The sequence below is a fragment of the Streptomyces sp. MnatMP-M17 genome (assembly GCF_900091995.1).
Taxonomy (GTDB): domain Bacteria; phylum Actinomycetota; class Actinomycetes; order Streptomycetales; family Streptomycetaceae; genus Streptomyces.
Map to the genome: position 1 here is coordinate 1 of NZ_FMDK01000921.1, position 4,103 is coordinate 4,103.

At 70.6% G+C, this 4,103-nt stretch carries 1 protein-coding gene; it reads right to left on the reverse strand.

Annotated features, from left to right (window positions below):
- Positions 1 to 3,880: S8 family peptidase (locus GA0115259_RS33435; RefSeq protein WP_093603885.1), on the reverse strand; the 3,880-nt coding region annotated here is incomplete at its 3' end.
- Positions 3,881 to 4,103: the final 223 nt, after the last annotated feature.

The following is a 4,103-nucleotide window of genomic DNA, read 5'->3' on the forward strand; positions in this document are numbered from 1 at the left end:
GTACCAGATAGGCGCGTTCGACGGTCTGCCGGATACTGCTGCCGGCCCGGTCGGTGGCGGTGACGCGCAGAGTCATATAGGCGTCGCCGTGCTGCCGGGCCGGCCGGTCGAGCGTGACGGTGAAACCGTTCTGTCCGCGCTTGCCGATCCGTGCCGCTTGCTGCCAGGTTCTTCCGCCGTCGTAGGAGGCGTCGACCCGTACGGTGAGTCCGCTCGGCGCGGGCAGACCGTCCTGGGCGCGCACCGTGAGACCGATGTCGTGGGAGCGCCCGCCGTCGACCGCGTTCCGCGCGTCGGCGCGTACGTCGTAGTCGAGTTGGAGCAGCGGCAGTGGCTTCCGTCCGGTGGTGGTGTCCGAGCGGAAGGACCACGAGGTGGTGGTCCGGGTGCCGAACGCCCACTCGTCGGAGACGCGCGCGGTCGACAGATCGAGCCGGAAGTCTCCCTTCCCCGGCTCGACTTCGATATCGCCCCAGGCGCCTTCGGTCTCGCTCACCTTCGTACCGTCGCGGTACAGCGTGGCCGAACTCGTGTCGCCCTCGGGCTCTTCGGCCTTCGTACCCGCGCCGGAGGTGCCCACGCCCGAGGTGCCGATGCCGCCGCCGCTGGTGACCGTACGCGACCAGTGGCCCGCCGTGGAGTCGGTGAACTCCGGGATCCGCAGCGCCAGTACATCGCCGGAGCGGGTGGAGACCAGTCCGGCGCCCTCCGGGACGGCGGGCCGTACCACGGCGCCGAACCAGCGCTCGTCGGTGTGCTCGCCCGCCCGGTAGGTGCGCGGCGTGTCCTTCATACCGGCCTGCAACGGCGCGTCGACATCGAAGGTGGTCGTGTGGTTGACGACATGCTGCCAGAGAGTGTCTCCGGAGCTGATGTACTCGGTGCGTTCATGGCCCGTCGACACATGGCGCGTGTACTGGTTCCAGGCGGTGGACTGGTACGGACGCCAGCCGAACCGCTGCTCGCTCGCCCATGACGTTCCGCCGTTGTCGGCGTAAGTGGTGCGTACCTGGGCGCTGTTGCGGTCCGAGACGGTGTGCACCACCTGCTGTGGGATGCGGCCCGACGACACCTGCATCACATCGTAGAGATACGGGCTCTCGGCGGTGCCGGAGATTGCGACCGTGGTGGTGTGCCGTTCGGCGGCGGCCAGCAGCGCGGTGCCTCCGGCCTCGCTGATCCGGATCACCGGCAATGCGTAGCGGTCGCCCACCGGACTCCACCGGGTCCATGGATACCTGTACGGGAAGATCACGAGCAGGCCCTTGGCACCGGCCTTCGCCGCCGCCTGTGCCAGGTCCCACTGGTCTCCTCCGTCGTCACGGACGACGGCGAGCTTGCCGCGTACCCGGGAGGGACGGAGGTCGGGCGCCGTGGCCGTACCTGCGTCGACCGCCGCCAGCCGTACGCCCTTGGCGCTGAACAGCGGTGAGTTCGGCATGTAGTAGGGATCGAGATCGGTCTTCGTACCGGAGACCTCGGTCTCGATCAGCGGAGCCACGAGCTGCCAGCGTGAGGCGAATTCGAAGGTTCCGTCGGTGACGGGCGCGGTAGGGCTGACATAGACGCGCTTGGCGATGTCGAAGTACATCACGCCCTGGATCAGGCTGTGTCCGTCGATCTGGCGGTAGGTCTGGTAGCTGACGATACCGCGCTGTTCGGCCGGGCGAGGAGTGCGGATCTCGACGGGCGTCGTCCGGCGCTCGTCCAGAGTGACGGAAATGTCCTTGGTGACCTTCACCTCGGGCAGGACGACCTGGCGCAGCTCCTGTCCGTCCTCGGCCTCGCCGATCGACGCGTGGCTGAGCTGGTACGTGCCCTCCTCCACCTCGGCGACCGCCGGCGAGAGGCTGGTGTAGCCGACGAAGCCGTCCGGGCCCCAGATCGTGGGCAGCGCCTCGATGTGCTTGCCCTGGAGGTCGATCGTGTCGACGGTGAGCCGGTGCACCGGGCCGTTGACGACAAAGCTGACGGTGGTGTGCACGGCCGTCCTGCCGTCCGAGGAGGTGGCGGTGACATAACCGTAGTAGTCACCGCGCTCGGCCCGCGACGGATCGGCGCTCAGCGGAACCTCGACGGTGGCGCCGGGCGCGATGTCCACCGTGTCCGTGCCGAGCCGGAGCGCGCCGCTCGCGAGCGCGCGCCCGCCGGTGGTGGCGAGTTGGGAGGTCAGCCGGAGCGAGAGCTTGGCGGCGGAGGTGTTGGTGTAGCGCACGGTGGCGGTCCGGACGGTGGCGGTCGCGGAGCCGTCGGCCTGGGTCTTCGCGGCGGTCGTACCCGTCTGGAACGGGCCCAGCGCGACGGTGCCCGTGGCGGTGAGCGGGCCGAGCGCGGCTGCCGCCAAGTCGATCCGGCCGCCGCCCTGCTGCGGTGGCTGCTGACCGGGCACCGTACGGGCGGTGCTGACCAGAGCGTCCTTGAGCCGGTCGGCGCGCCAGTCCGGGTGCTGCTGGGCGAGCAGGGCCGCGGCACCGGTGACATGCGGTGTGGCCATGGAGGTGCCGGACGCCGCGACATAGTACGGGTCGACGGGGTCGCCCATGGTGGTGCCCGTGGCGCGGGCGGCCACGATACCGACACCGGGCGCGGTGACATCGGGCTTCACGGCACCGTCGCCGAGACGGGGCCCGCGGCTGGAGAACGGGGCGAGCGAGTCGTCACGGTCCACGGCGCCGACCGTGAGCGCGGTGTCGGCCGCGCCCGGTGAGCCGACCGTCCGGTCGCCCATCTCGCCGCTGTTGCCCGCTGCCACGACGAACAGGGCGCCGCTGCTCGCGGTGAGTTCGTCCACCGCGCGGCTCATCGGGTCGGTGCCGTCGGTCGGCGTGTCGGAGCCCAGGCTCATATTGACGACCTTGGCGCCCTCGGCCGCGGCCCACTCCATGCCCGCGATGACCTGGGACTCGGTGCCGTAACCGTCGTTGCCGAGGACCTTGCCGATCAGCAGCCCGGCCTGCGGAGCGACGCCCTTGCGGCTGCCGCCGGACGCGGCGCCGCTGCCGCCGACCGTGGAGGCGACATGTGTGCCATGGCCGAAGACGTCCTCGGTGCCGCCGCTGCCGGAGAAGTCCTTGGCCTCGACCACCCGGCCGGTCAGATCGGGATGTGTCGTGTCCGCGCCGGTGTCGAGGACGGCGACCTTGACTCCCTGGCCCCGGTAGCCGGCGTCCCAGGCGGCGGGCGCGTTGATCTGTGCCGTACTGCGGTCCAGCACGGCGTTCACCTTGCCGTCCAGCCAGATCTTGGGAGTCGCCCGCAGATCGCGGGCGGTTATCGTGTCCCCGGCCGGCGCGAGCGTGTGCCAGAACGTACCGAGATCGCCGCCGGGTATCCGCAGCGAGCGGGCGCCGATGCTCTCCAGCAGGCGCGAGGGTACGGAGTCGTCCTGGAGCCTGGACAGGGAACGCAGGGTCTCGGCGGCCCGTGCCTCGGAGGACTGGGCTCCGGAGGGCTGGGCGACGATCAGCGGGAGCGAGTCGGTGTGCGCCTCGTCGTATCCCTGCGAGACGAGCGCGGTCACATCGAACAGTTCCCGGTCGAGCGTTCCCGCTGACACCAGGTCCGCCGCGTCGGACGGCAGTACGGACAGCCGGCCGTCCTGCTCGGCGGTCCGGAAGAGGATGCCGTCGCGGCCGGGACCGGGCTGGACCGAGGCCGAGCGCTTTCCGTCCGGGCCCGTGGTGAGCGTCACCCGGTCACCGGTGATCAGCCGTACCGACGTGGGCGTGCCCACCGAGGTGGCGCCGGTCGAGTCGGCGGTGCCGGCGGGCCCGTCGGTCACCGTGTCCCGGGCGGAGGGCCGGGCCGCGACCGGCGCCACGGCACCCACGGTCATCAGCAAGGCCATGGATACCGCCGCCGTCAGGCGGATACGTCTCATCTGTCCAGCCCTTTCGTTCAACTCCGCTGTCACGCGCTGTTGGACAGAATCTGGTAGGGCTGGAGCGGCTGTCACTGGTTCATGGGTGGCGTGGTTGAGACATGTCCCAACCACGCCACGGCCACGAACACCGGATCGGGCCCGGGAAGTCGGCCGGACAGGACCTAGGGTCTTTCGTTTGGATCAGGCTGGGTGAGGGAGCGCCCGCCGCGGGAGCGGCTGA